Below are 26,251 nucleotides of genomic sequence, written 5' to 3'. Positions count from 1 at the left end.
TTAGTAAAGGTCTACTTATTTTTATCTATCTTTATAAAACAGATACTTAAGCGTATAAAAGAAAGAAGAGATATCAACAAGCACTTTGCTGCTTAGGTATCTCTTCTTTTTTTAGGTGAAGGGATATAGAGCATAATAGAAAGTAGCGTGATATAATACAGGTGTTGTAAATGGGCTAAAGAAGGTAGACGATATGAAAAGAAAAAACAAAATTCGTTCTTCAATGGTTTGGAATGGAGCGATTATCCTTACGATTTCAGGGCTCATTACTAAAGTGTTAAGTGCTGTATATCGTATTCCATATCACTACTTATCAGGTGATATTGGATTTTATATTTATCAACAAATTTATCCGTTTTACGGCATTTCTGTGTTCTTAAGTACATTTGGTTTTCCTGTTGTCATTTCAAAATTGTTAACAGAACAAAATTCAGAGAGAGAACGAAGAGAAGTTGTTAGAGTTTCCTTTGTATTTCTCCTCCTATTTAGTGGATTTCTTGCGCTTTTTCAATATACAACAGCTGATTATATTGCAGGAGCAATGGAAGACAAAGGACTTACCCCTCTTATTCAGCTTGTATCTCTTTCCTACTTGTTTATTCCATTCATGGCTGTGATTAGAGGATATTATCAAGGTGAGAATAATATGTTTCCAACCGCTCTATCACAAGTGACGGAGCAGTTCGTTCGAGTAGGATGTATCTTGCTTTTTGTGTATCTTTTCATCCAAACAAGACAAAGTATTTACGATGTAGGGGCTGCTGCTATATTAGGTTCATTAATCGGCAGCGGAGCAGCACTAATTGTTTTACTTTCCTTTGTACTTCGATTAAGGAGAGAGAAAGTAGGATCCGTGCGTCTGTTAGGCTCTTTTCGTATTATAAGGAAATTAGTTTCTCAAGGGTTTTGGGTTTGCTTAAGCGGAATGAGTCTTTTGTTTATGCAGCTTATTGATTCATTTACACTATATGGCGAGCTAACCTCAGGAGGAATTGATGAGATTACGGCTAAAGTATTAAAGGGAGTGTATGATAGAGGATTGCCTCTTATTCAGCTTGGCACGGTTGTTGGCACGGCTTTCTCTTTATCCCTTGTTCCTGTTATTTCAACAGCTTTTCTACAGAAGGATCGAAGACTTCTTCAGTATAAGGCAAGCTTAGCTCTACGTGTAGGAACGGTTGTTGGCTTTGGAGCAGCTGGTGGTTTATGTCTTATTATTAAACCAACAAATGCTATGCTTTATGGAGATTACAGAGGCTCTGATGTTCTTGCTATATTAAGTATTACAGTGGCATTCACAACTCTAGCTGCAACAAGCTCAGCTATTATTCAAGGGATGAATAGAGTCTATATACCAGCTCTCTCAGTACTGATAGGTATCATTGTTAAGTGGCAATTAAACGAATTTTTAGTTCCTTCCTTCGGGACAAAAGGAGCTGCGTTTGCTTCTGTGATGTGCTTTGCTTTCATTACATTTGGAAATGTAACGTATTTGCGAGTTGTGCATGTGCTTCCAAGGCTCTCTTTTTCCTCACTTTATACAGTGTTGAAAGCATTATTGGTTATGGCGGTTGTTCTAATAGTTTATCAACTCTTATGGCCAGTTATAGTGAGAGACGAAGGAAATCAACATGCACTAGTTGCCCTAACAAGTGTTGTACTTGGAGGTCTAGTTTATATGAGTACAATTTTGAAGATGGGGATGTTTACATTAAAGGAACTCGCAATGCTCCCACTTGGAAGCAAGCTTGCAAAGTTAGGACGGAAGAGAGAAGAAAGGTGATAAAATGGCAAAAAAGATTAAAGTACTTGGTCTAGGTGCAGGTGACTATGATCAACTGACAATTGGCACATTAAAAATTCTTCAAGGAACAAAAGAAGGATATATTAGAACAAAGCACCATCCACTCGTCTCTCAATTAGAAGCAGAGGGGATTACTTTCCAATCTTTCGATGATAGTTATGAAGCGTTTAAGACATTTGAGGAAGTATATGAACATATTTCAAATGTCTTAATTGAAAAAGCTGAAAAAGAAGATGTATTATACGTTGTACCAGGCCATCCGATGGTTGCGGAACAGACTGTACAGCTTCTTTTGCAAAAAGGGAAAGAGAAAGAAGTGGAAATTGAAATTAGCGGAGGTCAAAGCTTTTTAGATCCGTTATTTACGGCAGTGGAAATAGATCCTATCGAAGGATTTCAACTTCTTGATGGAACAAGCCTAAAGAAGGAAGAAATTCAAGTTACACAACATGTAATCATTGCTCAAGTTTATGATGGATTTGTTGCTTCAGATGTAAAACTTGTTCTAATGGAGAAACTTCCTGACGAGTATCCCGTTTATATTGTAAGGTCAGCAGGAAGTCAGAACGAAAACGTTCAAAAAGTGCAGTTATACGAACTTGATCATCATATTCGAGAGGTTGATAATCTTTTAACGCTTTACATACCTCCTGTGAAAGATGAAGAAGTTTTGTACAAACAGTTTCCAACACTTCGCTCTATTATTGCAACATTGAGGGGCCCTGACGGCTGTCCGTGGGATCAAAAGCAAACACATGAGTCACTACGATCGTACGTGTTAGAGGAAGCGTACGAGCTTATTGAAGCAATTGATAATGGGGACGATGATCATATTGTAGAAGAGCTCGGAGACATCCTTCTTCAAGTAATGCTGCATGCTCAAATTGGAGAAGATGAAGGCATGTTTACGGTTGATGATGTGATTGAAGGTATATCTGCGAAAATGGTTCGTCGCCATCCCCACGTTTTTGGCAAGAAAGAAGCAAATAATGTGGAAGATGTGTTAATAAATTGGGAAGAAATTAAAAAACAAGAGAAGCAAGAGCGTGAGTCTATTTTAGACGGAATTCCACAATCAATGCCTTCACTCTTAAAGGCTTATCATATCCAGAAAAAAGTGTCTAAAGTGGGCTTTGACTGGGATGATGTTGCTCCAATGTACGATAAAGTACAAGAAGAGCTCGAAGAATTTAAACAAGAAGTTAAAAAATCAACAGAAGTGACCGAAGAAATGATGAAAGAGTTCGGTGACATTTTAACAGCCGTTGTTAATGTGGCTCGCTATTATAAAATTGATCCTGAAGTAGCCTTGACTAAAAGCAATGCAAAATTCATAAATAGGTTCAATTATATTGAAGAACGGGTAAAAGAACGAGGGGCGAACTTTAGAGATTTTTCTCTTGAGCAGCTTGATGAGTTCTGGAATGAAGCAAAGAAAAAAGGTTTATAGATAGAAAGGTGAGTAACATGAGACTTGATAAATTTCTTAAAGTATCAAGATTAATAAAACGTCGTACATTGGCAAAAGAAGTGGCGGATCAAGGTCGTATCACTGTTAACGACCAAGAAGCAAAAGCTAGTACAAAATTAAAAGAGAATGATGTTTTAAAGATTAAATTTGGCACAAAAGAAGTGACGGTAAAAATTAATGCACTTCAAGAAACAGCTAAAAAAGAAGAAGCATCTTCTCTTTATACAATTGTAAAAGAAGAGTATACATCAGAAAGAAAGTAGGCTTGTTCTAAATAGCCCTTCCACCTCATATACCTAATGTGAAAAGATTCGTGTGAGGATCTCATGAATTTATTAGATGAGGTGAGGGGACAATGAATCAATATCATGATATGACAGGGGGCACGAAGGATACAAGTGCACCCAACCACGATATAGTGATGAAAGGGCGTAGACTTCTTGATATTACAGGTGTAAAGCAAGTGGAGAGTTTTGATACAGAAGAATTCTTGCTTGAGACGGTAATGGGTTTCCTTTCAATAAGAGGACAAAATTTACAAATGAAGAACTTAGATGTAGATAAGGGAATCGTATCGATTAAAGGTAAAATTTTTGATATAGTGTATCTAGAGGCAAATCAGTCGGAGAAAGCTAAAGGATTCTTTAGCAAGCTGTTCCGATGACCCTAAATGTTCAGTTTTATACGATGGTAGCAATGGCGCTCACAGGATCATACCTTGGGGCTGCCATTGATACGTATCGTTTTTTCTTTAATCGACAGTTAGTTTCTCGCTGGATTGTATTTTGCCATGATATTGTATTTTGGCTTCTGCAAGCCGTTCTTATCTTCTATGTATTGTTCGTTGTAAATGAAGGGGAGCTACGGTTCTATATTTTTCTTGCCCTTTTATGTGGTTTTTCCGCATATCAAAGCTTATTTAAGAAACCGTATCAATCGCTGTTAACCTTTCTTGTACGAGCCGTCGTTTCTCTATACTTATTTGTCGTTCGACTTATAAAAGGACTTGTTGTTAAACCAATATGGTTCATTATCCAGGCTCTTATTGCCATCGTACTTTATGTAGGTAATCTTCTTTTCACTGTAACACTTACTGTGTTGAAGATTTTCTTATTCCCCATAGCTTGGCTTCTCAGAATCATTTGGAGAATGTTGCCGACTTCAGTCCAACAATTTTGTTACCGTTTTTTTCAATCTTTAAAAGGATTTTCCGTAAAAATCAAGAATATAACAATTGGGCTTAAACAGTACTTGCTGTTCTGGAAACGGAAAAAGGAGGAGTAGTGAACGTGGGAGTAAGAAAAAGTAAAAATGTAACCTCGCTACCTTCAAGCCATGTGGAAACCCAACAAAAACAACTGGATTCCAAAAGTCGTCGCCGCGTTGGACTTATTAGGCGTCTCACTGTTTTTGGCATCTTTGCTCTCATCTTTAGTATCTTTATTACTGTAAAGCTTTTTTCCCAGCAGTCAGCCATTGAAGAGAAGAAAGCAGAACATAAGCAGTTAACAGAAGAATTAACGAAGCTTGAGAAGAAAGAGAAAAGCCTCAATACAGAGATTAAGCAGTTGAACGACGATGATTATATAAAGAAGTTAGCGGGAAAAGATTATTTCTTAACTGAAGATGGACAAATTATTTTCAATGTAAAAGATTAACGGCACCTTATGTGCGTTGACAGCGTGAAATTTAGTTTTGTATAATATATAATAAATTGACTTTTTTACATTTTAAGGAGGAGCATTTTTTTTATGTCAATCGAAGTAGGCAGCAAGTTACAAGGTAAAGTAACAGGTATTACACATTTCGGAGCGTTTGTTGAGCTTTCAGAAGGTACAACTGGACTTGTTCACATTAGTGAAGTAGCTGACAACTATGTAAAAGACATTCGCGAACATCTTCAAGTTGGTGATCAAGTAGAAGTAAAGGTCATCAATATCGAGAAAGATGGAAAGATCGGCTTATCAATTAAGAAAGCAAAAGATTCATATCGTCCACCAAGAAAGCGTCAAGAACGTCCTAACAATCGTCCAAATACAGAGAACTTTGAGCAAAAAATGTCGCGTTTTTTAAAGGATAGTGAAGATCGTCTTGCTTCCCTAAAACGTAACACAGAGTCAAAACGTGGCGGTCGTGGAGCGAGAAGAGGTTAACTTGCTGCTGATGAAGCGATAAATGAACTACTGTGAGTAATAATGCTCATCTTTTATAGATACGCATAAGAGCAGCCTAATGATTAGGCTGCTCTTTTTTTATAGTGCACATTCCTCGATTTCAAATCCCAAATCTTCAATCATTTTATGGTCATATTCTGCCTCTTGTCCATCTGTTGTTAAATAATCACCAACAAAAATAGAATTAGCTGCATAGAGCCCTAGAGGCTGAAGAGAGCGAAGGTTTACTTCACGACCACCTGAAATACGAATCTCTTTGCTTGGATTGATAAATCTCACGAGAGCAAGGATTTTTAAGCATGCTAATGGTTCTAGCGGTTTTTGGTCCTGTAACGGAGTACCTTTGATTGCATGAAGAAAATTAACAGGAATTGAATCAACATCAAGATTTCTCAGTGAAACAGCAATCTCATAGATTTGTTCATTTGTTTCACCCATCCCAAAAATACAGCCTGAGCAAGGAGAAATCCCTGATTTCTTCACTTCGTTCACTGTATTTACTCTATCTTCATATGTATGAGTAGATACAATGGAAGAGTGGTTATCTCGATGGGTATTGAGATTGTGATTATAACGATGAACACCAGCTTGCTGTAGTCTTTGTGCTTTTTCTTCATTAAGAAATCCTAAACATGCACAAATTTTTAGAGAGGTTGTCTTTGTAATTTCTTCCACAGCCCTAGCAACTTCCTCCACGTCTCGTTTTGAAGGGGCTCTACCACTTGCCACAATACAGTAGGTCCCTGCTTGACGTTTTATAGCTTCCTGTGCTCCTGCTATAATTGTTTCCTTGTCTAGCATAGGGTATTTCTCAATAGGAGCGTTTGACACAATAGACTGTGAGCAGTATCCACAATTTTCAGGACAGAGCCCGCTTTTGGCATTAATAATCATATTGAGCTTTACTTTGTTCCCAAAATAATGAGAGCGAATAGTATAAGCAGCATCCATGATTGAGAGAACTTCATCATTAGGAGCTTCAAGAATTTCTAGTGCCTCTTTCTTTTCTAGTAGTTCACCTTCTAATACTTTTCTAGCTAAATTAGTCCATTTTGACATAACTTTCACTCCATTTCTACTAAGTGTTAACTTTATAATAATAAAGGTTAACATTTAGTGAGGAGACTGACAATTATCAAAACGTGTCGCTAATCCATGGATTTAATAAATTAATAATCGATTTAATATTTTAGAAAAGTTTATTTTATATTTATATCTTTTAATTAATGGGGTTTTTAAGAAGTAAAGTTTTATTTCGATATAAGAAATAAAGTAAGAATTTTATTTTTGGAAAATGAGAAAATTGAAATGTTAGGAGACATAGTAGTATTAAAGGAATGCAGAAAAAGCGGAAAAACGAAAAAACCCCTTCGTACGACAAATGTACGAAGGGGTTTTTGTAGAAATAGCGGCGGAGGGGATCGAACCCCCGACCTCACGGGTATGAACCGTACGCTCTAGCCAGCTGAGCTACACCGCCAATTAAAGACAAATTAAATCATACTATGACTATAGAGAAGTGTCAATACATTTTGTACATAAAGAGAAATAAACCACTTTTATAACGAGTTACGCCATTTATCTTAGAGCTTAATAGAGAAGAGTCTAACATTTTGTATAGTTTTTGAAAGTTCAGTAGAAAAGAGTCGAACGATTTTTTTAAACAATCCCTTCTTTTGACAAAAAAAAGAAGTTGTCCTCTGTATAATGAGCACTAAGTATTTCTATACAGGTGGTGAACGAAGTGGAGAAGACAGAAAGAAACTATGCCAGTCCAATCCCGAATTTAGTAGCAGATCGAACAAAGAAGGAGACGTCAAAATTTTTCCTAGGTCTTCAGCTTAAGTTGGAGAATCTGCTGTTTCAAAGTGGTTTACTCATCCTGATTACCGGATTTTTATTAGGACGAGCTCTTATTCTTATGGAGATTATGCCGTTTGCTCTTCCGTTTGTAGCAGCGGTTTATGTTATGAAGAAAGAGAAGCTCGGGGTAAGTGCTTTAGCCGTTCTGGGTGGGGCATTTACCATTTCCGTTGAGAAAGGTGCCTTTGTCCTGTTATGCGTTTTTGCCTTCCTCATTTTATACAAAGTAAGTGGATTTCTCTCAGTTGAACCTGCGCGAAAACTACCGCTTATCGTTTTTGTGACAATGCTTATTGTGAACCTCTCTCTTTCTTACACATCAGCTTGGACGCTTACAGTATATGACGTTACACTTGCAGTTGTAGAGTCAGGCTTAAGCTTTATTTTAACAATGATTTTCCTTCAAAGTATTCCGCTTATCTCACAAAAGATTAATCCACATGCTTTAAAGATAGAAGAAGTAATTTGTTTAATCATCCTTCTTGCTTCTGTTATGACAGGAACAATTGGATGGGAAATTTATGGGCTTTCCGTTGAACATATTTTATCTCGTTACTTGGTTATTGTTTTTGCTTTTGTAGCAGGAGCAACTGTTGGCTCAACAGTTGGGGTTGTGACAGGTTTAATTCTAAGTCTCGCAAATGTCTCAAGTTTGTATGAAATGAGTTTGCTTGCTTTTTCAGGTCTTCTAGGGGGGTTATTAAAGGACGGGAAGAAACTTGGCGTATCGTTAGGTCTTATCGTTGGGACATTGCTTATTAGCTTGTACAGCAAGCCAGATGAGATTCTTTCACTCAACTTATACGAATCCCTTGTTGCTGTTGGCTTATTTTTACTGACACCAAAAGGGATAATCGGCAAAATTAGCAAACTTGTTCCTGGAACAGCTGAACACAGCAATGAGCAACAGCAATATTTGCGAAAAGTACGTGATGTAACAGCTAATCGTGTTGAACAGTTCTCAAATGTATTTGAAGCCTTGTCTTCTAGTTTTTCTAAAAATACATTTTATGATAACGAGCAGAATGAAGAAAAGGAAGTTGACTACTTTTTAAGTAATGTGACAGAAAAAACGTGTCAATTATGTTTTAAGAAAGAGCAGTGCTGGGGAGCACAGCTTGATACAACATATGATTATATGACAGAGATTATGCAAGAAGTTGAGAATGGAACGATGAAAACAAATCAACGCTTGAATCGTGAATGGGACAAGCATTGTGTGAAATCGAAAAAAATGATTGAGACAATGGAAAAGGAACTCACCTATTTCTATGCGAACAAGCAGCTCAAGCAACAAATTATTGAAAGTCGCAAAATTGTGGCAGAGCAGCTCTCAGGTGTTTCTCAAGTAATGAAGGATTTTGCTGATGAGATTCAAAAAGAGCGTCAGCACCTTTATGTTCAAGAGGAGCAGATTGTTGAGGCTTTAAAAGGGTTTGGGATAGAAGTGAATCAGATTGAAATCTATAACCTTGAACAAGGAAATGTTGATATTGAAATGTGGGTTCCTTATTGTGAAGGACGGGGGGAATGTGAAAAACTTATTGCGCCGCTCCTTTCAGATATTTTAAATGAAACTGTAATTGTAAAAGAGGAAAAATGTGCTCCATACCCTCAAGGATATTGTCATGCTTCTTTCTGTTCTGCACAAGCTTATGTTGTAGAAACAGGGGTAGCTCATGCGGCAAAAGGCGGTGGATTTATTTCTGGGGATAGTTATTCCATCATTGAACTTAGTCGCAATAAACACGCTATTGCAATTAGCGATGGAATGGGAAATGGAGAGCGTGCACATTGTGAAAGTACAGATACGCTTCAGCTTTTAAAACAAATTCTCAAAACAGGTATTGAAGAAAAAATGGCCATTAAATCTGTGAATTCTATTTTGGCATTAAGAACAAATGAGGAGATGTACTCAACGCTTGATCTTGCTATGGTAGATTTACAAGATGCGAATGCCAAATTCCTTAAGATTGGTTCAATTCCAAGTTTTATCAAGCGCGGGAACAAAATTATTAAAATACAAGCTAATAATCTACCAATTGGAATTATTGACGAATTTGAAGTTGATGTTGTAAGTGAGAAATTAAAGGCTGGAGATTTGCTTATTATGATGAGTGACGGGGTATTTGAAGGACCTCGCCACGTTGAAAATTACGAAATGTGGATGAAACGCAAGATTAGCGAGATTGAAACAGATCATCCACAAGAGGTAGCGGACATTATCATGGAAGAAGTGATTAGAACAAAAGCAGGAGTGATTGATGATGACATGACGGTTGTTGTGACAAAGATTCAGCATAACATTCCAAAATGGTCATCGATCCCTGTTCATTCTAAAGCCCAAAAACAAGCATAAACAATGAGATCTCCTTCTCTTATAAGGTATATACCTAGACATTTTCGTCCATGATGGTAATACCGAATTTGAGGAGGAGATCTTGTGCGAAACGGGACAATTAAACAAATTCTATTAATTACAGACGGTTATTCAAACACTGGGGAAGATCCAGTTGCAATGGCTGCTCTTGCAAAAGAACAAGGCATTACTGTAAATGTCATTGGAGTTATGGAAAAGGATTTGATTGATGAACAGAGTACAAATGAGATTGAGAACATCGCAATGTCTGGTGGAGGCGTTAGTCAAGTTGTCTATGCACAAAATTTATCTCAAACAGTCCAGATGGTTACACGCCAGGCGATGACTCAAACTATTCATGGGGTTGTAAACAAAGAACTTCAACAAATTTTAGGATCTGAAACGAATTTGGAAGACCTTCCTCCAGAGAAGCGTGGGGAAGTGATGGAAGTTGTAGATGATTTAGGTGAAACATCCAATTTAGATATTCTTATTCTGGTAGATATGAGTGCAAGTATGAAAAGTAAACTACCAACGGTTAAAGAGGCGCTGCTTGATTTATCGCTAAGTTTAAATGCACGAATTGGATATAACAATTACTCTATCTTTTTATTTCCTGGGAAAAAGAAAGATGTAGAGAAGCTTCTAGACTGGACCCCTAATCTTAATAAAGTTTCAGCAATTTTTCCAAAGCTCACAGCTGGAGGAATTACCCCAACAGGTCCAGCACTTGAAGAAGCAGTAAAACATTTTAAGAAAAAACGCTCAACGAGAGGGCGGCTTGAAGAATATGATGAGAGATCAATTGAGGAATCAGGTTTGTAATATAAAATCAGGGACAGCTATTTTAGGAAAATGGCATTCTCATAAATATTACATTGTACGTAAGTTAGGAGAAGGTGCAACAGGAGTTGTGTATCTTGCTCAAAATGAGAATGACGAACAGGTAGCTTTGAAAATTAGCTTTGCAAATATGTCTGTAACAGCAGAGGTAAATGTGCTAAAACAGCTAAGTAAGGTCCATGGCAAAGTCCTTGGACCTTCTTTGTTAGATGTAGATGACTGGGCTGTAAAACAAGGAACAGTGATGCTTTCTTTTTATGTAATGGAATATTTAAAAGGAGAAGGTTTTCTTCCCTTTATTTCTCGCAAAGGGGAGGAATGGTTAAGCGTTCTTGTTCTTCAGCTTCTCGGAGACTTGGAAGGTTTGCATCAAGCAGGTTGGACATTCGGAGATCTAAAGCCCGACAATTTAATTGTAACCACAAATCCATTTAGACTTCGCTTGTTAGATGTTGGAGGAACGACACAGCATGGTAGAGCTATTAAAGAGTTTACCGAATTCTTTGATCGTGGATATTGGGGATTAGGATCAAGGAAAGCAGATGGACCTTACGATTTATTTGCTGTTGCTATGATTCTTATCAATGGAGCTTATCCAAAGCAGTTCTCAAAGCAAGAGCAGCCATTAAAGCAGCTTGAAAGGTGTATTGATGAAAAAAAGATTCTTCGTCCATATAAAAAGCCGCTTATGAAAGCCTTAAAAGGGGAATATAGTGCAGCAAGTCACATGAAAAATGATATTTTAAACGTTGTTAAAGGAGGAGATAAAAAACCTCAATCTTCACCCTCTGCAAACAACACTACTTATGTGACGACAGGGCGTAGAAGGCGCGTCAAGCGTAAAAAGAAACGAACAGCTGAAACGTTTTTTCTTCTTATATCTGTAGCTATTGCTTATTTTGTTTATTTTTTTATACAAGTTTGGTAGTTATTATTTGAACAAAATTCTTTATTCATACTTCCTCATCATTTACTCTAGAGAGAGACGCAAAGTATAAGGATGACAAAGATGAAGACAAAAGTTGAAAAGTTTATAAGAAAACATTGTTTACTGAAAGAAAATGATAATGTTATTGTAGGAGTTTCGGGAGGACCTGATTCTCTAGCTCTTTTACACTTGCTTTGGAGCCTAAAAAAAGAGTGGAATATCGAAGTGGTAGCAGCTCACCTTGACCATATGTTCCGAGGAGAACAATCTAGAGAGGATCTTCTATATGTGAAAAATTTTTGCTTTAAGCATGATATCCCATGTGAAGCTATAAGTATAGATGTAGAAGCATATAAGAAAAAACACCATTTGAGTTCTCAAATTGCAGCGAGAGAATGTCGTTATCAGTTTTATGAAGATGTAATGAAAAAGCACAAAGGGACAAAATTGGCTCTTGCTCATCATGGAGATGATCAAGTTGAAACAATTTTAATGAGGTTGACAAGAGGAACGACAATGAAAGGGGCGGCAGGAATGGCTCCTTCACGCTCTTTTGCCGGTGGATCTCTCATTCGCCCTTTTTTAACTCTTAAAAAGGATGAGATTGAAGGATATTGTCAACACTATGAATTGCACCCACGCATAGATCCATCGAATAGTGATGATAAATACACAAGAAATCGCTTTCGAAAGCTTCTTCCATTCTTTAAAAAAGAAAATGAGCATGTTCATACACATTTTCAGCAATTTAGTGAAAATTTATTAGAAGATCAAAGCTATTTAGAGGAATTAACTTATGATATGATGAATACAGTAATAGTTGATAAAACGCCTGAATATGTAAAGCTTTTACGGCAGGACTTTTTAAGAATGCGGAAACCTTTACAAAGGAGGGGGATTCAACTAATATTAAACTATCTCTATAAAGAGATTCCTCTAGCTTTATCCTCGGCGCATATCGATCAGCTTTTCGCTTTTTTCAAAGAGGAGCAACCTTCTGGGATGCTTCATTTCCCTAAAGGCTTATATGTTATTCGCTCTTATGAAACATGTTTATTTACTTTTGAAAAGCCAAGAGTCGAGCCGTACTGTTTTTCCTTGCACATACCTGGAAGAGTTACGTTACCAACAGGTCGCGAAATTGTTTGTGAAATACATAAAACTGAAACAGGAAAGCTTAAGAAAGGCCACGACTTTTTTCATTTACCTTTAAACGAAAAAGCAAAATTACCAAATTTGATTGTAAGAAGTCGAAAAACAGGTGATAAAATACGTTTAAAAGGTATGAATGGGAGGAAAAAAGTAAAGGATATCTTCATTGATAACAAAATTCCGAAATCTGAACGTGAAGCTTGGCCAATTATTGTGTTGGATAACGAGGAAATCCTTTGGATACCAGGATTGAAAAAATCCCATTATGAGGTAGACAACATACAGGAACAAAAGTATGTTACCTTATACTATAAGTAGCAAACAACTTCTAGGAGGCAAGCAGGTACATGAAGGAAGACATTAAAGAAGTATTAATTAGTGAAGAACAGTTGCAAGAAAAAGTAAAAGAATTAGGGAAAGTATTATCAGAAGAGTACAAAGATCGTTTCCCACTCGCTATTGGCGTCTTAAAAGGTGCTATGCCATTTATGGGTGATTTACTCAAACGAGTAGATACATACTTAGAAATGGACTTTATGGATGTGTCAAGCTATGGGAATTCTACCGTTTCTTCAGGCGAAGTCAAGATTATTAAAGATTTAGACACATCTGTTGAAGGACGCGACATCCTAATTATCGAAGATATTATTGATAGTGGATTAACACTAAGTTACTTAGTCGAGCTTTTCCGTTACCGCAAAGCTAAATCAATCAAAATTGTAACACTTCTTGATAAGCCATCAGGACGTAAATCTGATATTGAAGCAGACTATATTGGATTTGAAGTGCCAAACGCATTTGTTGTTGGTTATGGTCTTGATTATCAAGAGAAATACCGCAACCTGCCTTACATTGGCGTCTTAAAACCAGAAGTATATTCATCATAAGAACATAAGGGTCTATGGCAGGGTGTATTTGTTGTATAGGTTGAATTTTCTATGATACTATTGAGTATGATTTGTTTACTGTGGGAGGAGGTAAGTAATGAATCGGATCTTCCGTAATACCATATTTTATTTACTGATATTTTTGGTAATTATTGGTGTTGTTAGCATTTTTAGTGGTTCAAATAACCAAACAACACAGCTTAATTACAATAAATTTATCGAACATCTTGATAAAGGTGAAGTAGACCACGTTACTTTAAAACCTGAGCGAGGTGTGCTGGAAGTTCGAGGTCAATTAGATTCATACAGCAAAGACCAAGAATTTGTTACGTTTGTACCAGATACAGGTCAAATTGTTGAAAAACTAGATAATAAACTTCAATCAGCAGATGTTGATTATAAACCAGCTGAGGAAACAAGCGGATGGGTGACTTTCTTTACTTCCATCATTCCGTTTATTATTATCTTTATTCTCTTCTTCTTCTTACTTAACCAAGCTCAAGGCGGCGGCAGTCGTGTAATGAACTTTGGTAAAAGTAAAGCTAAACTTTATAGCGAAGAGAAGAAAAAAGTTAAGTTTAAAGACGTAGCGGGTGCTGACGAAGAGAAGCAAGAACTTGTTGAAGTTGTTGATTTCTTGAAGGATCCTCGCAAATTCTCAGAAGTAGGGGCACGTATTCCAAAAGGGGTTCTTCTTGTTGGACCTCCAGGGACAGGTAAAACATTACTTGCTCGTGCTGTAGCTGGTGAAGCAGGAACACCATTCTTCTCCATCAGTGGTTCTGATTTCGTTGAAATGTTTGTCGGTGTCGGAGCTTCTCGTGTTCGTGACTTGTTTGAAAATGCGAAGAAAAATGCACCGTGTATTATCTTTATAGATGAGATTGATGCAGTAGGTCGTCAACGTGGCGCTGGATTAGGCGGCGGCCATGACGAGCGTGAACAAACGCTAAACCAATTGCTTGTTGAAATGGATGGTTTCGGAGCGAATGAAGGAATTATCATTATTGCTGCAACAAACCGCCCTGATATTCTAGACCCTGCATTACTACGTCCAGGACGCTTTGACCGTCAAATTACGGTAGATCGTCCAGATGTAAATGGCCGTGAAGCAGTACTTCGTGTACATGCTCGCAACAAGCCGCTTGATGAGTCTGTTGATTTACGTACGATTGCTCTTCGTACACCAGGATTCTCTGGTGCCGATCTTGAAAACTTATTAAACGAAGCTGCTCTAGTAGCTGCCCGCCTTGATAAGAAGAAAATTGATATGACTGATATCGATGAAGCGACAGATCGTGTTATCGCAGGTCCTGCGAAGAAGAGCCGCGTTATTTCGAAGAAAGAGCGTAATATTGTTGCCTTCCATGAATCAGGTCATACAATCATTGGACTTGTTCTTGATGAAGCTGATATGGTTCATAAAGTAACAATCGTGCCTCGTGGCCAAGCTGGTGGTTATGCTGTAATGCTTCCAAAAGAAGATCGTTACTTCATGACGAAGCCAGAGCTTCTTGATAAGATTACAGGTCTACTTGGTGGACGTGTAGCTGAGGAAGTAACATTTGGCGAAGTAAGCACAGGAGCTCACAATGACTTCCAACGTGCAACAAGTATTGCTCGTAAAATGGTTACTGAATACGGAATGAGTGATAAGCTTGGGCCAATGCAGTTTGGTCAATCACAAGGTGGTCAAGTGTTCCTAGGACGCGATATCAATAGCGAACAAAACTACAGTGATGCAATTGCTCATGAAATTGACTTAGAAGTTCAGCGTATCATTAAAGAATGTTATGCACGTGCAAAAGAGATCATTGTTAATCATCGTGAACAATTTGACTTGATTGCAAACACACTTCTTGAGGTTGAAACATTAGAAGCGAAGCAAATCCGTAGTCTTTTCGAAGATGGTAAGCTTCCAGAAGGAGACCGTAATTTATCTCTTAAAAAACCTCAGCCTGAGGAAAATGGGGAAGATGTGAAAGTAAACATCCAACCGAAAAAAGAAGATGAAGATCAAGAAGATAAGAACGAATAAAAAAAAGGCGCTCAACTGAGCGCCTTTTTTATTGTTAACATAGGTGATGAACGGGTAAATTATGAAAGAATAGAAACGCCCGACTTTTTTATGTAATATAGAGTGAGATGAGGATAGAAATAAAGATAAAGTGGTGATGGGCGTTGATTTTTGTTATAGATGTGGGAAATACAAACACAGTATTAGGTGTTTATGAAGGAAATGAGTTAAAATATCATTGGCGTATCGAAACGGGCCGTAATAAAACAGAAGATGAATTTGGCATGGTAATTAAAGAGCTTTTTAATCATGTTGGATTAACGTTTGCTTCAATAGAAGGAATTATCATTTCTTCTGTTGTTCCCCCTATAATGTTTTCACTTGAAAGAATGTGTCTAAAGTATTTTCATCTCAAACCTGTTATAGTAGGTCCAGGAGTGAAGACAGGCTTAAACATTAAGTATGACAACCCAAGAGAAGTAGGAGCAGACCGCATTGTTAATGCTGTAGGAGCCATTCATCATTATGGAACTCCTTTAATTATTATTGATTTTGGTACAGCCACTACGTATTGCTATGTTGATGAAAAGAAACATTATAGAGGAGGCGCAATTGCGCCAGGAATTAATATTTCTACAGAAGCTCTTTATTCTAGAACTTCAAAGCTTCCTCGGATTGAGATTGTGCAACCTGAAAGTGTTATTGGTACAAATACGGTTACAGCAATGCAATCTGGTATCTTATATGGATATGTAGGACAAGTAGAAGGAATTGTGTCCCGTATGAAAGCTCAAGCTCCTCCTGAAACAAAAGTAATTGCTACAGGAGGATTAGCTAATTTAATTGCAACAGAGTCAGATATGATTGATATTGTGGACCCGTTCTTAACGTTAAAGGGACTTCAGTTAATATATGCTCGTAATTTTGAGCTAATTTAAACCAAGGAAGGTGTTTTAAAAGGATGAAAGATTATCTTGTAAAAGCGTTGGCTTATAATGGCCAAATTCGCGCATATGCAGTTCAGACAACTGAAACAGTTGGAGAAGCTCAACGAAGACATAATTCATGGCCAACAGCCTCGGCAGCCCTTGGGCGTGCAATGACAGCGAGCGTTATGATGGGAGCCATGTTAAAAGGTGAAAACAAAATTACAGTAAAGGTAGAAGGAGGAGGTCCGATTGGCGCAATCATTGTTGATAGCGATGCAAAAGGACATGTACGTGGTTATGTTTCAAAACCTCAAACACACTTTCCTTCTAAAGCGCCAGGCAAATTAGATGTTTCAAGAGCTGTTGGCTCAACAGGAATGCTTACCGTTGTAAAAGACTTGGGGTTAAGAGATCATTTTACAGGTCAAGTTCCCCTTGCATCTGGAGAACTTGGAGATGACTTTACGTACTACTTTGCATCATCTGAACAAGTGCCTTCATCTGTTGGATTAGGGGTGCTTGTAAATCCAGATAACAGCATCTTAGCTGCAGGAGGATTTATTATTCAGCTTATGCCTGGTACTGATGAGGAAACAATCACAGCAATTGAAGAAAGTCTAAGTAAAGTGCCGCCAATTTCTAAGCTTATTCAAGAAGGATTGTCTCCTGAGGAAATTCTAGAAAAACTTTTAGGAAAAGAAAATGTAGAAGTATTGGAAACAATGCCTGTTGAGTTTTCTTGTCATTGTTCAAGAGAGCGTCTTTCAAATGCTCTTATTAGCCTAGGTGTAGAAGAACTTCAGGCAATGATTGATGAAGATGGTGGAGCAGAAGCTCAATGCCATTTCTGTAATGAAGAGTATCAGTTCACAAAAGAAGAACTTGAAGAATTGAAAGCTCAAGCGAAAGCCTAAAGGAAAGCGCATGGAAGCATGCGCTTTCCTTTTTCTTTAAAAAAATGGGTAAATAGATTGACAATTCATATAATAATTGATATATTCTCTATAAAACCAATAAAAATACTAGGGATTATAGAGGTGATCTTATGACACGTGTAGGAAATTCAATTACAGACTTAATTGGTCAAACACCAATTGTTAAATTAAATCGCATTGTTGAAGAAGATATGGCAGATGTGTATTTAAAACTTGAATTTATGAATCCTGGAAGTAGTGTAAAAGACCGTATTGGTCTTGCGATGATTGAAAGTGCTGAGCAAGAGGGCGTTTTAAAAGCTGGGGACACAATCATTGAGCCAACAAGTGGAAACACGGGAATTGGTCTTGCGATGGTTGCTGCTGCAAAAGGCTACAAAGCTATTTTAGTAATGCCAGATACGATGAGTATGGAGCGTCGTAACCTTCTTCGTGCATATGGAGCAGACCTTGTTCTTACTCCTGGTGCTGAAGGAATGAACGGAGCTATTAAGAAAGCAGAGGAGCTTTCTAATGCACATGGTTACTTTATGCCACAGCAGTTCAAGAATGAGGCAAACCCAAAAGTGCATCGTGAAACAACAGGAAAAGAAATTGTAGAACAAATGGGTGACCAACTTGATGCATTTATCGCTGGTGTTGGTACAGGTGGAACAGTATCAGGTGCTGGAAGCGTATTAAAAGAGAAGTACGAGAACGTGAAAATCTATGCTGTTGAGCCAACAGGTTCACCTGTATTATCAGGAGGTCAGCCTGGTCCTCATAAAATTCAAGGAATTGGAGCTGGATTTGTTCCAAATACGTTAGATACAGAAGTGTATGACGGAGTTATTCCAGTAGAGAATGAAGCGGCATTTGAATATGCGCGTAAAGCAGCTAGAAATGAAGGAATCCTAGGTGGTATTTCTTCTGGAGCAGCTATTTATGCAGCGTTAAAAGTAGCAAAAGAATTGGGTAAAGGTAAGAAAGTTTTAGCAATTATCCCAAGTAACGGTGAGCGTTACTTAAGTACACCTCTTTATAAATTTGAGGAAGAAGAACAAAGCACAAAATAAAGCTTAAAAACCTCCCTACTAGTAGGGAGGTTTTTTATTAGTAGAAACTCCTAGTGAAGAAAAATAAAGAATCATGTACAATGAAAAGTAAAGAGATAAAATAGCAAAAATGGTGTAGGAGCGTGAAGGTGTGCAACAGAGAAAAGCTTGGGGAGAAGCGGTTTCCATCCCAAAAGAACACTGGTTCAAGAAATTTCAGTTTCTGGCAAAAAACCATAAAAAACATATGGTATTAGAGAGCGGACGCAGTGGCCGCTACAGTATGATTGGATTAGATCCAATAGCATCATTAAAAGGTAAGAATAATATGCTTACTGTCGAGAAAAATGGGGAGACGATGGTGATAGAAGGAAATCCTCTGCATGCAATGAAGGACTGGTTAGCTCAATATCGTATAGAGACAAATAGTGAACTTCCTCCTTTTCAAGGTGGAGCTATTGGGTATATTAGTTATGATTATGTGCGCTATATTGAAAAGCTGCCAGAGTTAGCAGCTGATGATTTGAATTTGCCAGAGCTTCATTTCTTCGTTTTCCAAGATGTCTTTGTTTATGACCATTCAACAGAACAGCTTTGGGTGATTGTAACAGATGAGGAAGAAAATATAACCCAAGCTCAATTGCGACTTAGTCATCATATGAATATGTGGCTTGAGGCACCTGTTCAACCCATTTCATATGAGCATAACTATTTTATGGAAGAACGGAAAAAAGATGAATTTTCGATGGATGAAGAAAAGTTTTCAAAAGCTGTTCACGATATTCATGAATACATCTCTTCGGGTGATGTATTTCAGGTAAATATTGCAGTTCGTCAAACAAGACAGCTCAAGTCGCATCCAATGGAAGTGTATGAGCAGCTTCGTTTATTAAATCCTTCTCCTTATATGTCTTACTTACAGTTTGAAGATTTCCAAATTGTGAGTGCTTCACCTGAACTTTTAGTGAAGAAGCGTAAAAATGAAGTAAGCACAAGACCAATTGCAGGCACTCGTTCTAGAGGTCGAACAGCTGAAGAAGATGAGCAGCTTGCAGAAGAACTACTCTCAAATGAGAAAGAACGCGCTGAGCATATCATGCTTGTGGATTTAGAGCGAAATGACTTGGGGAGAGTTTGTAAATATGGTACTGTAGAAGTAGATGAATTAATGACAATTGAGCGATATTCTCATGTTATGCATATCGTCTCTAACGTGAAAGGACAGCTTGCAGAAGAGAATGAGTGGACTGACGTTGTTGATGCAACATTTCCGGGAGGCACAATTACAGGGGCACCCAAAGTGCGTACGATGGAAATCATTGAAGAAATTGAACCGGTGAGAAGAGGAGTTTATACAGGCTCAATTGGTTGGATTGGCTTTGATGAAAACATGGAGTTGAATATTGCTATTCGTTCTATGGTTGTAAAAGACGGACAAGCACATGTGCAAGCAGGAGCTGGTATTGTAATTGATTCACATCCGCAATATGAGTATAAAGAGTCTTTAAAGAAAGCAGAAGCCTTATGGCGTGCAAAAGAGTTGAGTGAATATGAGCTGAGTGGAGGTAGCAGAGTATGATTTTAATGATTGATAATTATGATTCATTTACATTTAATTTAGTACAGTATCTAGGTGAATTAGGTGAAGAACTAGTTGTAAAGCGTAATGACGAAATTACGCTGGATGAAATTGAAGCAATGCGTCCTGACTTTTTGATGATTTCTCCAGGTCCTTGTAGTCCAAATGAAGCTGGAATAAGTCTTGAAGCCATTTCTCGATTTGCAGGAGAAATCCCGATTTTTGGAGTTTGTCTAGGTCACCAATCGATTGCCCAAGCTTTTGGTGGGCAGGTGATTCGTGCTGAATATCTTATGCATGGTAAAACATCAGAGATTTCTCATAATGGAGAAACCATTTTTAAGGAGTTAGCTAATCCTTTTACAGCGACACGTTATCATTCTTTAATTGTTGAAAGAGAAACGCTCCCAGACTGCTTTGAAATAACGGCAGAAACTGATAAAGGAGAAATTATGGCTATTCGTCATAAGTCGCTTCCCATTGAAGGTGTCCAATTTCACCCAGAATCCATCATGACTTCTTTTGGGAAAGAGATGCTAAGAAGCTTTATTAATACGTATCAAAGAGAAGTGCAATAATTATGCATATTTTTTTAAATAATAAATTGGTTCAGAAACAAGAAGCTATGATTTCTCCTTATGATCATGGCTTCTTGTATGGTTTAGGGGTGTTTGAGACGCTCCGACTTTATGATGGACATCCTTTTCTCCTTGATGATCATTTAGAACGTCTAGAAAATGGTTTGAAGGAACTGAATATAAAATGGAGATACTCAAAGAAAGATGTTCTTTCTTGGTTTAAAGATCTCTCACATAAAAATAATCTACAGAATGCTTACATTCGTTTGAATATATCAGCAGGAGTTGATGACCTCGGTCTTTCAACAGACATGTATGAGGAACCAACAATCATCGTCTATATGAAGGAGCTTCCAAAGAATCCTCTTCTTGAAAAAGAGGGGGTTATTTTAAAAACAAGGCGTAATACTCCTGAAGGAAACTATCGTTTGAAGTCTCATCATTATTTGAATAACGTACTTGCTAAACGAGAGCTTAGCAGTGTGAAGCAAGAAGGAATTTTTCTAACAGAAGACGGAGACATAGCAGAAGGGATTGTTTCTAATCTGTTCTTTGTGAAAAATGGAGCTGTTTATACACCATCTCTTAAAACAGGGATTTTAGGTGGTGTAACAAGACAATTTGTTATGGCACTTTTAACATCGCTATCTATTCCTGTTCATGAAGGATTCTTTTCTTTAGAGAAATTGCTTGAGAGTGATGAAATCTTTATGACGAATTCCATTCAAGAGATTTTTTCAATTTCTAATATTGGAGATAGAAGATACCACTATGGGGACAGTTCGTTAGCTAGTGTTCTTCGGAATCATTATAAGCAGATGACACAGACAAACTGGAGTTATAAGGATATAGGGAGGAAGTAAAAGAAAATGACTGTAAATACGCTACCGAGAAAAGGCGTCATTAATGCACACCCTTTTCAACTAGATTATCATAATAAAACGCTCATTATGGGAATTTTGAATGTAACGCCTGATTCTTTCTCAGATGGTGGAAAGTATAATCACCTTGATCGTGCTATTGAACATGCGCAGCTTATGGTAGATCAGGGAGCAGATATTATCGACCTTGGTGGGGAATCCACAAGACCAGGTTATGAACCAGTGGGCTTAGAAGAAGAGCTTCGTCGTGTAGTTCCTGCTGTTGAAGCCATTAGTAAAAATGTGAAAATCCCAATATCAGTTGATACGTACAAGGCAGAAGTTGCTCGTCAGGCATTAGAAGCTGGGGCCCATATTATTAATGATATTTGGGGAGCAAAAGCAGATCCTAAAATGGCGGAAGTTGCAGCTTCATACAACGTGCCTATTGTAATTATGCACAATAGAGAAAATCGTAATTATACAAACTTGATGGCGGATGTTATTGCGGACCTTTATGAGAGTATCAAAATCGTAAAGGCAGCAGGTGTAAAGGATGAGAAAATCATTCTAGACCCTGGAATCGGATTTGCTAAAGGATTAGAAGAAAATATTATCGTTATGAGAAACTTAGATCAATTCCAATCGCTTGGTTATCCTGTATTACTCGGAACATCTCGCAAAGGAATGATAGGAAAAGTACTCGATCTAGAAAATCCTGCAGATCGCATGGAGGGTACTGCTGCAACAGTGGGCCTAGGGATTTCAAAAGGCACAGATATTGTACGTGTGCATGATGTATTAGAAATTGCACGTTTTTCTAAGATGATGGATGTGCTTATTGGTAAAGGAGACATTCCGCGTGGATAAGATCTTTTTAAATAAAATGCAATTTTATGGTTACCATGGCGTTTTTTCAGAAGAGAACAAGCTTGGACAGCCTTTTGAAGTGGACTTAACAGTAGAGCAAGATTTAAGAAAAGCTGGACAAAGTGATGATCTTGAGGCAACGGTCAATTATGCAGAGCTTTTTAATCTTTGCAAAGACGTTATGGAGAACAGGGTTTTTAAGCTTGTCGAGACAGTAGCTGAAACAATTGCCTCTGAAGTCTTTGAAAAGTTTTCTTCAGTTGAGGCATGTACAGTTAAAATATATAAGAAAAGCCCACCAATTAATGGACACTATGACTCAGTTGGAGTTGAGATTCAAAGGAGTCGTCCATGAAGAATATAGCATATATTGGATTGGGTTCTAATATGGAAGACAGATTTAATTATTTAAAGCAAGGTATTCTCTTGCTGTGTAAAGAGAAAAACATTACACTAACAAACCTTTCTTCGATTTATGAAACAGCTCCTGTTGGGTATACAGAGCAGGCTGCTTTTTTAAACATGGTTGTAGAAGTTGAAACAACGTATAATCCTCAAGAACTGTTATCTTGTTTGCAAAAAGTTGAGGCAGCTTGTCATAGAGAGCGGATTATTCGGTGGGGGCCACGAACGCTAGACCTTGACATTTTGCTTTATAATAATGAAGATATAAAAGAGGAGAATTTATCTGTTCCCCATCCGCGGATTCTTGAACGGGCTTTTGTGCTTGCTCCCCTCGTGGAAATTGCTCCTTCAGCTTGCATTTTAGGAGATAGTCATTTTCTATCTTCTCTCTCTTCTAAACTTTCGGCTGAGCAAGGCATTGAAATATGGAAGCTAAGAGATGAGAAAGATACCTTTTCTCTTTTAGAAACAAATTAATGTGTTTACAATAGAACTTATACTTTATTTTTTTGAGATGACAAGTAATCTTCTAAGAGATTACTTGTCTATATGCATGTAATACAATAGGAGGTACAATCATGCTTCAAATTGGAGATATCAAATTTGATAATCCAGTTGTTTTAGCACCAATGGCAGGTGTTTGTAATGCAGCATTTCGCCTTACAGTAAAAGAATTTGGCGCAGGATTAGTTTGTGCTGAAATGGTGAGTGATAAGGCCATTCTTTATAAAAATGCTAGGACAATGGGAATGCTTCATATAGATCCACGTGAAAAGCCAATGAGTTTACAAATCTTTGGTGGAAAAAAAGAAACCCTTGTGGAAGCGGCTCAGTTTGTAGATAAAAATACAACAGCAGACATCATTGACATTAATATGGGATGTCCGGTACCTAAAATCACTAAATGTGATGCAGGGGCAAAATGGCTTCTAGATCCAAATAAAATTTATGAAATGGTTTCAGCAGTCGTAGATGCTGTAGATAAACCTGTTACTGTAAAAATGCGTATGGGCTGGGATGAAGACCATATCTTTGCAATTGAAAATGCAAGAGCAGTAGAACGTGCAGGCGGAAAAGCTGTTGCTCTTCATGGACGTACTCGTGTACAAATGTATGAAGGAACAGCAAATTGGGATATCATTCGTGACGTAAAACAATCAGTCTCTATTCCTGTTATCGGAAACGGAGATGTAAAAACACCGCAAGATGCAAAAAGAATGCTTGATGAAACAGGGGTTGACGGCGTAATGATAGGTCGTGCTGCTCTTGGTGATCCATGGATGATTTATCGTACTGTTCAATACCTAAAAACAGGTGAATTAGCTCCAGAACCAACAGTAAGAGAGAAAATGGATATTTGTAAGCTCCACCTTGATCGTTTAATCGACCTAAAAGGCGAAAATGTAGCTGTGCGTGAAATGCGTAAACATGCCGCTTGGTACTTAAAAGGTGTTCGAGGCAATGCAAGAGTGCGAAATGAGATTAATCAATGTGAAACAAGAGAGAGTCTTGTAAAACTAGTGGATACTTTTGCAGAAGAAGTAGAAGCAAAACAAAAAGACTCTCAAGCTATTTGACACATAAAACAGTGTTCACCTATAATTACGAACAGAAGAATGTACGCTGATTGCCAGTGATTTGCTGGTCTTTTTTCTGTTTAAGATTTAAAAAATAGATGGAGATGATGAAATGAGTCAGGAAGAATTAAATGACCAACTGATAGTGCGTCGTGAAAAAATGAAAGAACTTCAAGAGCAAGGAATTGATCCATTTGGTAAACGCTTTGAGCGTTCACATAGTTCAAATGAACTTCTAAAAGCTTATGATCAATTTTCAAAAGAAGAACTAGCAGAAAAAGAAGAAGAAACTTCAATTAGTTTTGCTGGACGTATTATGACAAAGCGTGGTAAAGGAAAAGCTGGATTTGCTCATGTTCAAGATTTGAATGGCCAAATCCAAATCTACGTGCGTAAAGATAGTGTAGGAGAAGAGCAGTATGAGCTTTTCAAAAACGCTGATATTGGGGATATTGTTGGAATTGAGGGAGTTATGTTCAAAACGAAAGTAGGAGAGCTTTCTATTAAAGCTACTTCTTTCACACTTCTTTCAAAAGCATTACGTCCACTTCCAGATAAATATCATGGATTAAAAGATATTGAGCAACGTTATCGTCAACGTTACCTAGATTTGATTACAAATCCAGAAAGTCGTCAAACGTTTATAACGCGCAGCCGTATTATTCAATCTATGCGTCGCTACCTTGATGGACAAGGGTTCTTAGAAGTGGAAACACCAATGATGCACTCTATCGCTGGTGGAGCATCTGCTCGTCCATTTGTGACTCATCATAATGCTCTTGATATTGAACTTTATATGCGTATTGCAATTGAATTACACCTTAAACGTCTAATTGTAGGTGGGTTAGAGAGAGTATATGAAATTGGCCGTGTATTCCGTAATGAAGGAGTTTCAACACGCCATAATCCTGAATTTACAATGCTAGAGCTTTACGAAGCATATGCAGATTATAAAGACGTAATGAGCTTAACTGAGAACATGATTGCTCATATTGCTCAAGAAGTTCTTGGTACAACAACTGTTCAATACGGAGAAGATGAAATTAACCTTGCTCCAGAATGGACAAGACTTCATATGGCTGACGCTGTTAAGCAATATACAGGTGTTGATTTTTGGAAAGAGATGACTGATGAGGAAGCTCATGCTCTTGCCAAGGAACACGGTGTAGAAGTAACGGAACATATGCAGTTTGGTCATGTTTTAAATGAATTCTTCGAACAAAAGGTAGAGCATGAACTTGTACAACCAACATTCATCTACGGTCATCCTGTTGAGATTTCTCCGTTAGCGAAGAAAAATGACGAAGATCCACGTTTTACAGATCGTTTTGAGCTATTTATTGTACGTCGTGAGCATGCAAATGCCTTTACAGAATTAAATGATCCAATCGATCAACGTGAACGTTTCGAAGCTCAGCTTAAAGAGCGTGAACAAGGAAACGATGAAGCTCACGAGATGGATGACGATTTTATTGAAGCATTAGAGTATGGAATGGCTCCAACTGGAGGACTTGGTATTGGAATCGATCGTCTAGTTATGCTTTTAACAAATTCTCCTTCTATTCGTGACGTTCTTCTGTTCCCTCAAATGCGTCAAAAATAAGTGGTTTTATAACTACTTTAGAAGGGTAGTAAGGTATTCAAGTGGAATAAAACTTCGCTTGAATACCTTTTTTAAAAAAATATTATAAAACTTATTGACGCATTATTTAATTGATGATATATTATTATTTGTCGCTAATGAGACAGCACAAAAAATAAGAAGTTAACAAAACTTCTAAAAAAAGATGTTGACTTTAAAAGGTTAACATGGTAAGATATAAAAGTTGCTGTTGATAAGCGATGATGATTGACCTTTGAAAACTGAACAAAATACGTCAACGTTAATTCTATTTTATTTTTAAAACAACGTTTCTTATTAGAAACAAAAAGCTATGGACATCGAAAGATGAAACCAAACTTTCTATGGAGAGTTTGATCCTGGCT

The 26,251-nt window shown here is 37.5% G+C and carries 25 protein-coding genes and 1 tRNA gene; 24 read left to right on the top strand and 2 right to left on the bottom strand.

Annotation, left to right across the window (positions count from 1 at the left end):
• Positions 1 to 193 precede the first annotated feature (193 nt).
• The 7 genes from MOC86_RS17865 (at position 194) to MOC86_RS17835 (ending at position 5,428) form a co-directional block, all read left to right on the top strand.
• On the top strand, positions 194 to 1,783 hold the full coding sequence (locus MOC86_RS17865) for a putative polysaccharide biosynthesis protein (protein ID WP_268585352.1): 1,590 nt from the start codon (positions 194 to 196) through the stop codon (positions 1,781 to 1,783).
• A 4-nt stretch (positions 1,784 to 1,787) separates the two neighbouring features.
• On the top strand, positions 1,788 to 3,254 hold the full coding sequence (gene mazG / locus MOC86_RS17860; protein WP_268585349.1) for a nucleoside triphosphate pyrophosphohydrolase: 1,467 nt from the start codon (positions 1,788 to 1,790) through the stop codon (positions 3,252 to 3,254).
• Between the two features lie 17 nt (positions 3,255 to 3,271).
• Positions 3,272 to 3,538 (top strand): RNA-binding S4 domain-containing protein, encoded by a 267-nt coding sequence (locus MOC86_RS17855; RefSeq protein ID WP_061803142.1) that lies wholly within the window; start codon positions 3,272 to 3,274, stop codon positions 3,536 to 3,538.
• Positions 3,539 to 3,630: 92 nt separating this feature from the next.
• Entirely contained in the window at positions 3,631 to 3,939 is a 309-nt protein-coding gene (gene yabP / locus MOC86_RS17850; protein WP_019395113.1) for a sporulation protein YabP, read from the top strand.
• Positions 3,936 to 4,559: a spore cortex biosynthesis protein YabQ gene (gene yabQ, locus MOC86_RS17845; RefSeq protein ID WP_019395112.1), complete on the top strand. Its 624-nt coding sequence runs from the start codon at positions 3,936 to 3,938 to the stop codon at positions 4,557 to 4,559. Before yabP ends, yabQ begins: the two co-directional genes overlap by 4 nt.
• 5 nt (positions 4,560 to 4,564) lie before the next feature.
• The gene (locus MOC86_RS17840; RefSeq protein WP_061803144.1) at positions 4,565 to 4,933 is read left to right on the top strand and encodes an FtsB family cell division protein; all 369 of its coding nucleotides are present in this window, start codon (positions 4,565 to 4,567) and stop codon (positions 4,931 to 4,933) included.
• Positions 4,934 to 5,026: 93 nt separating this feature from the next.
• Entirely contained in the window at positions 5,027 to 5,428 is a 402-nt protein-coding gene (locus MOC86_RS17835) for a S1 domain-containing RNA-binding protein (RefSeq protein ID WP_019395110.1), read from the top strand.
• A 99-nt stretch (positions 5,429 to 5,527) separates the two neighbouring features.
• On the opposite strand, the gene bioB is transcribed toward MOC86_RS17835, so the two are convergent.
• A complete protein-coding gene (bioB, locus tag MOC86_RS17830; protein ID WP_268585347.1) occupies positions 5,528 to 6,508 on the bottom strand; it encodes a biotin synthase BioB in 981 nt (326 codons plus the stop codon).
• A 347-nt stretch (positions 6,509 to 6,855) separates the two neighbouring features.
• Positions 6,856 to 6,929: transfer RNA gene (locus MOC86_RS17825), tRNA-Met, on the bottom strand.
• Between the two features lie 264 nt (positions 6,930 to 7,193).
• Here MOC86_RS17825 and spoIIE point away from each other — a divergent pair.
• The 17 genes from spoIIE (at position 7,194) to lysS (ending at position 25,868) form a co-directional block, all read left to right on the top strand.
• Entirely contained in the window at positions 7,194 to 9,671 is a 2,478-nt protein-coding gene (spoIIE, locus tag MOC86_RS17820) for a stage II sporulation protein E (RefSeq protein ID WP_268585346.1), read from the top strand.
• Between the two features lie 84 nt (positions 9,672 to 9,755).
• Positions 9,756 to 10,496: a vWA domain-containing protein gene (locus tag MOC86_RS17815; RefSeq protein WP_019395107.1), complete on the top strand. Its 741-nt coding sequence runs from the start codon at positions 9,756 to 9,758 to the stop codon at positions 10,494 to 10,496.
• Positions 10,462 to 11,442, top strand: a complete 981-nt coding sequence (locus MOC86_RS17810) for a protein kinase domain-containing protein (protein ID WP_268585345.1) — start codon at positions 10,462 to 10,464, stop codon at positions 11,440 to 11,442. The genes MOC86_RS17815 and MOC86_RS17810 overlap by 35 nt, the downstream gene beginning before the upstream one ends.
• An 81-nt stretch (positions 11,443 to 11,523) precedes the next feature.
• Complete coding sequence (gene tilS, locus MOC86_RS17805; RefSeq protein WP_268585343.1) at positions 11,524 to 12,912, top strand: tRNA lysidine(34) synthetase TilS; 1,389 nt, start codon at positions 11,524 to 11,526, stop codon at positions 12,910 to 12,912.
• Positions 12,913 to 12,941: 29 nt separating this feature from the next.
• On the top strand, positions 12,942 to 13,481 hold the full coding sequence (gene hpt / locus MOC86_RS17800; protein WP_040059959.1) for a hypoxanthine phosphoribosyltransferase: 540 nt from the start codon (positions 12,942 to 12,944) through the stop codon (positions 13,479 to 13,481).
• Between the two features lie 97 nt (positions 13,482 to 13,578).
• Complete coding sequence (ftsH, locus tag MOC86_RS17795; RefSeq protein WP_243515976.1) at positions 13,579 to 15,519, top strand: ATP-dependent zinc metalloprotease FtsH; 1,941 nt, start codon at positions 13,579 to 13,581, stop codon at positions 15,517 to 15,519.
• A 143-nt stretch (positions 15,520 to 15,662) separates the two neighbouring features.
• The gene (locus tag MOC86_RS17790; RefSeq protein WP_061803153.1) at positions 15,663 to 16,436 is read left to right on the top strand and encodes a type III pantothenate kinase; all 774 of its coding nucleotides are present in this window, start codon (positions 15,663 to 15,665) and stop codon (positions 16,434 to 16,436) included.
• 23 nt (positions 16,437 to 16,459) lie between these two features.
• Positions 16,460 to 17,341, top strand: a complete 882-nt coding sequence (gene hslO / locus MOC86_RS17785; RefSeq protein WP_061803154.1) for an Hsp33 family molecular chaperone HslO — start codon at positions 16,460 to 16,462, stop codon at positions 17,339 to 17,341.
• 131 nt (positions 17,342 to 17,472) lie between these two features.
• Positions 17,473 to 18,417, top strand: a complete 945-nt coding sequence (gene cysK / locus MOC86_RS17780; protein ID WP_019395100.1) for a cysteine synthase A — start codon at positions 17,473 to 17,475, stop codon at positions 18,415 to 18,417.
• A gap of 130 nt (positions 18,418 to 18,547) precedes the next feature.
• A complete protein-coding gene (trpE, locus tag MOC86_RS17775; RefSeq protein WP_268585341.1) occupies positions 18,548 to 19,975 on the top strand; it encodes an anthranilate synthase component I in 1,428 nt (475 codons plus the stop codon).
• Positions 19,972 to 20,553, top strand: a complete 582-nt coding sequence (pabA, locus tag MOC86_RS17770; protein ID WP_243515969.1) for an aminodeoxychorismate/anthranilate synthase component II — start codon at positions 19,972 to 19,974, stop codon at positions 20,551 to 20,553. Before trpE ends, pabA begins: the two co-directional genes overlap by 4 nt.
• 2 nt (positions 20,554 to 20,555) lie before the next feature.
• Positions 20,556 to 21,416: an aminodeoxychorismate lyase gene (gene pabC, locus MOC86_RS17765; protein WP_243515968.1), complete on the top strand. Its 861-nt coding sequence runs from the start codon at positions 20,556 to 20,558 to the stop codon at positions 21,414 to 21,416.
• Positions 21,417 to 21,422: 6 nt separating this feature from the next.
• On the top strand, positions 21,423 to 22,283 hold the full coding sequence (gene folP / locus MOC86_RS17760; RefSeq protein WP_268585339.1) for a dihydropteroate synthase: 861 nt from the start codon (positions 21,423 to 21,425) through the stop codon (positions 22,281 to 22,283).
• Positions 22,276 to 22,638: a dihydroneopterin aldolase gene (gene folB / locus MOC86_RS17755; RefSeq protein ID WP_268585337.1), complete on the top strand. Its 363-nt coding sequence runs from the start codon at positions 22,276 to 22,278 to the stop codon at positions 22,636 to 22,638. The genes folP and folB overlap by 8 nt, the downstream gene beginning before the upstream one ends.
• Positions 22,635 to 23,165 carry a 2-amino-4-hydroxy-6-hydroxymethyldihydropteridine diphosphokinase gene (gene folK, locus MOC86_RS17750; protein WP_268585336.1) on the top strand — a complete coding sequence of 177 codons (531 nt, stop codon included), beginning with the start codon at positions 22,635 to 22,637 and terminating at the stop codon, positions 23,163 to 23,165. The genes folB and folK overlap by 4 nt, the downstream gene beginning before the upstream one ends.
• A 101-nt stretch (positions 23,166 to 23,266) precedes the next feature.
• Positions 23,267 to 24,265, top strand: a complete 999-nt coding sequence (dusB, locus tag MOC86_RS17745) for a tRNA dihydrouridine synthase DusB (RefSeq protein WP_268585335.1) — start codon at positions 23,267 to 23,269, stop codon at positions 24,263 to 24,265.
• Between the two features lie 112 nt (positions 24,266 to 24,377).
• Positions 24,378 to 25,868, top strand: a complete 1,491-nt coding sequence (gene lysS / locus MOC86_RS17740; protein ID WP_268585334.1) for a lysine--tRNA ligase — start codon at positions 24,378 to 24,380, stop codon at positions 25,866 to 25,868.
• Positions 25,869 to 26,251 lie beyond the last annotated feature (383 nt).

The organism is Priestia endophytica (genome assembly GCF_026790145.1).
GTDB classification, from domain to species: Bacteria; Bacillota; Bacilli; order Bacillales; family Bacillaceae_H; genus Bacillus_I; species Bacillus_I endophytica_A.
Note: the sequence above shows the minus strand (reverse complement) of the source record. Positions and strands in the feature narration are given on the sequence as shown.